Here is a 4,466-nt window from a genome sequence, read left to right on the forward strand (position 1 = left end):
GACCTGGCATAATTGGGCCGCCCCTCGCTGCCGGATTCAGTGCCAGTCATCGGCGGCGCGCCGGGAAAGCGGTCGGTGGTCTATGCCTTCGGCCATGGCCATCTCGGCCTGACCCAGGCGGCGGCCACCGGACGGTTGATCAGGGATCTTGTCCTGGGGCAGACTCCACCGATCGAACTGGGCCCCTTCAGTCCGCAACGATTTTGATATTTTCGGGTTTTGATTTTCGAGGAGCGTCATGGCCAAGAAATCCTTCTTCTGCATAGACGGCCACACCTGCGGCAATCCGGTGCGGCTGGTCGCTGGGGGCGGCCCGCTGCTGCAGGGCGCGACGATGATGGAGCGGCGTGCGCATTTTCTGGCCGAGTATGACTGGATCCGCACCGGCCTGATGTTCGAGCCGCGCGGCCACGACGTGATGTCCGGTTCGATCCTCTATCCGCCGACGCGCGAGGATTGCGACATCGCCATCCTGTTCATCGAAACCTCCGGCTGCCTGCCGATGTGCGGCCATGGCACCATCGGCACGGTGACGATGGCGATCGAGCACGGTCTGATCAAGCCGAAGACGCCGGGCGTGCTTCGGCTCGACACGCCGGCCGGACTTGTCATCGCCGAATACAAACAGGTCGGCGACTATGTCGAGGAGGTGCGCATCACCAATGTGCCGTCCTTCCTCCATGCCGAGGGGCTGACGATCGAATGCCCTGGGCTCGGCGAAATCACCGTCGACGTCGCCTATGGCGGCAACTTCTACGCCATCGTCGAACCGCAGAAGAACTATCGCGACATGGCCGATTATTCGGCGGGCGACTTCATCGCCTGGAGCCCGGTGGTGCGCCAGCGGCTCAACGAGAAATATTCCTTCGTCCATCCCGAGAATCCTGGCATCAACCGGCTGTCGCACATGCTGTGGACCGGTGCTCCGACGGTGGATGGGGCGGATGCCCGCAATGCCGTGTTCTACGGCGACAAGGCGATCGACCGCTCGCCCTGCGGCACCGGCACCTCGGCGCGCATGGCGCAGCTTCATGCCAAGGGCAAACTCAAGGCCGGCGACAGCTTCGTGCATGAATCGATCATCGGTTCGCTGTTCAAGGGCAAGGTCGAAAAGGACGTCACCGTGGCCGGCAAACCGGCCATCATTCCCTCGATCGGCGGCTGGGCGCGGATGACCGGACTGAACACCATCTTCATCGACGACCGCGACCCGTTCGCGCATGGATTTGTTGTCAAGTGATGGGAATCCTGACCCTGCGGAAAGCGAGGGCTTGAAAAATGGATCGTGCCAAAAACGCAAGGATTCCTTTCATCACCTAATTTTGACGGCGATTTCTTCGAAACGGAGCGCATGATGCGGTCGAATCGTCAAAGACATTGCGTTATGCCAATGGTAGGGTCCGCGATAGTCCAGGGGCCGGATGATGGAAAACGGGCAATCGGACAGCGTGCTTCGAAAACACGCATGACGATTGAAAAATGACGTTGCAATCCGGGCTCGAAACTTTACGACTAGGGGAAATACGAAAAGGAATGCGTCTGCATGGGCGACATTCCAGGGGAGCCATGTACACATGCAGTACTTTGTCCAGCAGCTTATCAACGGGCTGACGCTGGGATCGATCTATGGGCTGATCGCGATCGGCTACACGATGGTCTACGGCATCATCGGCATGATCAATTTCGCCCATGGCGACATCTTCATGGTGGGTGCCTTCACAGCACTGATCGTCTTCCTCGCCCTTGGCGCGCTGTTCTATTCCGTGCCGGTTGTGCTGGCGCTGCTGGTCATGATGATCGTGGCGATGCTGCTCACCAGCCTCTACAACTGGACGATTGAAAAAGTCGCCTACCGGCCGCTGCGCGGTTCGTTCCGACTGGCCCCGCTGATCACCGCCATCGGCATGTCGATCGCGCTGTCGAACTTCGTCCAGGTGACGCAGGGTCCCCGCAACAAGCCGATCCCGCCGATGGTCAGCCAGGTTTACAACATCAACGGCATCAGCGTGTCGCTGAAGCAGATCATCATCGTCGTCGTCACGGCGCTGCTGCTGGCGCTGTTCTGGTATCTGGTCAACAAGACCTCGCTCGGGCGAGCGCAACGGGCCTGTGAGCAGGACCGCAAGATGGCGGCGCTGCTCGGCATCGATGTCGACCGCACGATCTCGATCACCTTCATCATGGGTGCGGCCCTTGCCGCGGTCGCCGGCACTTTGTTCCTGATGTATTACGGCGTCATTGCCTTCTCGGATGGCTTCACGCCGGGCGTGAAGGCCTTCACGGCGGCGGTGCTGGGCGGCATTGGTTCGTTGCCGGGTGCTGTGCTCGGCGGGCTGATGATCGGCTTCATCGAGAGCATGTGGTCGGCATATTTCTCGATCGACTACAAGGACGTCGCGGCGTTCTCGATCCTGGCCATCGTGCTGATCTTCCTGCCTTCCGGCATATTGGGCCGGCCAGAAGTCGAAAAGGTCTGAGACCATGGCCGTCACCGTATCTCCGGAGCGCGACACCGTCGCCACGCCTATGCAGCGCGCGTTGCGCGAGTCACTTTATGCCGCTGCCATATCGTTCGGCCTGTTCGTGCTGTTCATCGGCCTGAAGACCGGTCAAAACATTTCCAATGAACTGGTCCTGACGACGCGCTGGGGCCTGCTTGCCGCCGTGGTGATCGCCACGGCCATCGGGCGCTTCTTCTATGTCGCTTATGGCCAGCCCTTCCTCGCCAACCAGAAGATCACCGACATCGCCACTGGCCTGTTGCCGGCCAGCGTGGCGTCGCGTTTCTTCCAGTTGCCGGCCTTCATTGTGGCCTTGGTCGCGGCGGTGGTGTTGTTTGCGGTCAACAGCTCTCTCGTCGGATGGGTGGGAGCCGTGCCGGCCGGCTATCTGCAGTTCCTGCGCGCCCTGGCGATCGTCTACGTGCTGGCCTGCGTGATCTATTATTTCCGCGGTTTCATTCACGCCAACTTCACCAAACTCGGCATTGCCGCACTGATCCTCTATCCGATCCTGGTGGTGGCGATCCTGTCGCTGATGTCCTGGTCATTCGTCGGCGGGCTGCAAGGTTCGCTGAAATGGGTCGACAATTTCGGCATCCAGATCCTGATCTATGTGATGCTGGCCTGGGGCCTGAACATCGTCGTCGGCCTCGCCGGCCTGCTCGACCTCGGTTATGTCGCTTTCTACGCGGTCGGCGCCTATGCCTATGCGCTGCTCGGCACGCAATACGGCCTGTCGTTCTGGATCCTTTTGCCGGCCGCCGGCGCCATGGCCGCCTTCTGGGGCGTGCTGCTCGGTTTCCCGGTGCTGCGCCTGCGCGGCGACTATCTGGCGATCGTCACCTTGGCTTTCGGTGAGATCATCCGCCTGGTGCTGATCAACTGGCGTGAGGTCACCAACGGTTCGGCCGGTATTTCCGGCATCCCGAAGGTCACCTTCTTCGGCCTGATGACCTTCAACGTGTCGGACCCCAATTACATCGCCAAGGTGCTGAATCTCGCGACCTCGAGCGCCTACTACAAGATCTTCCTCTATTACCTGATCCTGGCGCTGGCGCTGCTGACAGCCTTCGTCACCATCCGGCTGCGGCGCATGCCGGTCGGCCGTGCCTGGGAAGCGTTGCGGGAGGACGAGATCGCCTGCCGCTCGCTCGGCATCAACACCACCACCACGAAGCTTACAGCCTTCGCCACGGGTGCGATGTTCGGCGGCTTCGCCGGCGCGTTCTTCGCCGCACGGCAGGGCTTCGTCAGCCCGGAATCCTTCGTCTTCCTGGAATCGGCCATCATTCTGGCCATCGTCGTTCTCGGCGGCATGGGTTCGCTGGTCGGCATTGCGGTTGCCGCCATGGTGATGATCGGCGGCACCGAGGCGCTGCGCGAACTCGACTTCCTCAAGCAGGTCTTCGGGCCGGACTTCACCCCGGAACTCTACCGTATGCTTCTGTTCGGCATGGCCATGGTCATCGTCATGCTGTGGAAGCCGCGTGGTTTCGTCGGCAGTCGTGAACCAACCGCCTTCCTCAAGGAGCGAAAGGCTGTCTCAAGCTCCTTCACCAAGGAAGGACACGGCTGATGAATGCGAACCCTGTTCAGAAGGCCAATTCCGGCGCGAACGACGCTATCCTGCAGGTCGATCATCTGTCGATGAAGTTCGGTGGCCTGGTGGCCATCGGCGATCTGTCTTTCGCCGCCAAGCGCGGCGAGATCACCGCGCTGATCGGCCCCAACGGCGCCGGCAAGACCACGGTGTTCAACTGCATCACCGGCTTTTACAAGCCGTCGGAAGGCATGATCACGCTCAACCGGAACGATGGTTCGACCTTCCTGCTCGAGCGGCTGCCCAACCATGAAATCCCGGCGCGCGCCAAGGTGGCGCGCACCTTCCAGAACATTCGGCTGTTCTCCGGCATGACCCTGCTGGAGAACCTGCTGGTCGCCCAGCACAACAAACTGATGAAGGCA

At 60.9% G+C, this 4,466-nt stretch carries 4 protein-coding genes and 1 pseudogene; all 5 read left to right on the forward strand.

Features of this window, described 5'->3' with window-relative positions; genetic code table 11:
• Window positions 1-12: 12 nt before the first annotated feature.
• Window positions 13-207 (forward strand): annotated as a pseudogene (locus EOC06_RS33205) (NAD(P)/FAD-dependent oxidoreductase); the annotation flags it as partial.
• Between the two features lie 31 nt (window positions 208-238).
• Entirely contained in the window at window positions 239-1,240 is a 1,002-nt protein-coding gene (locus tag EOC06_RS33210; RefSeq protein ID WP_127327602.1) for a 4-hydroxyproline epimerase, read from the forward strand.
• Window positions 1,241-1,574: 334 nt separating this feature from the next.
• Window positions 1,575-2,477, forward strand: coding sequence for a branched-chain amino acid ABC transporter permease (locus EOC06_RS33215; RefSeq protein WP_127267457.1), 903 nt, complete (start codon window positions 1,575-1,577; stop codon window positions 2,475-2,477).
• A gap of 4 nt (window positions 2,478-2,481) precedes the next feature.
• A complete protein-coding gene (livM, locus tag EOC06_RS33220; protein WP_128309784.1) occupies window positions 2,482-4,077 on the forward strand; it encodes a high-affinity branched-chain amino acid ABC transporter permease LivM in 1,596 nt (531 codons plus the stop codon).
• On the forward strand, window positions 4,077-4,466 hold a 390-nt coding region (locus EOC06_RS33225), incomplete at its 3' end, for an ATP-binding cassette domain-containing protein (RefSeq protein WP_164898881.1). The genes livM and EOC06_RS33225, both read left to right, overlap by 1 nt.

This window comes from Mesorhizobium sp. M7A.F.Ca.MR.362.00.0.0, from assembly GCF_004023175.1.
In the GTDB taxonomy this organism is placed as follows: Bacteria; Pseudomonadota; Alphaproteobacteria; order Rhizobiales; family Rhizobiaceae; genus Mesorhizobium.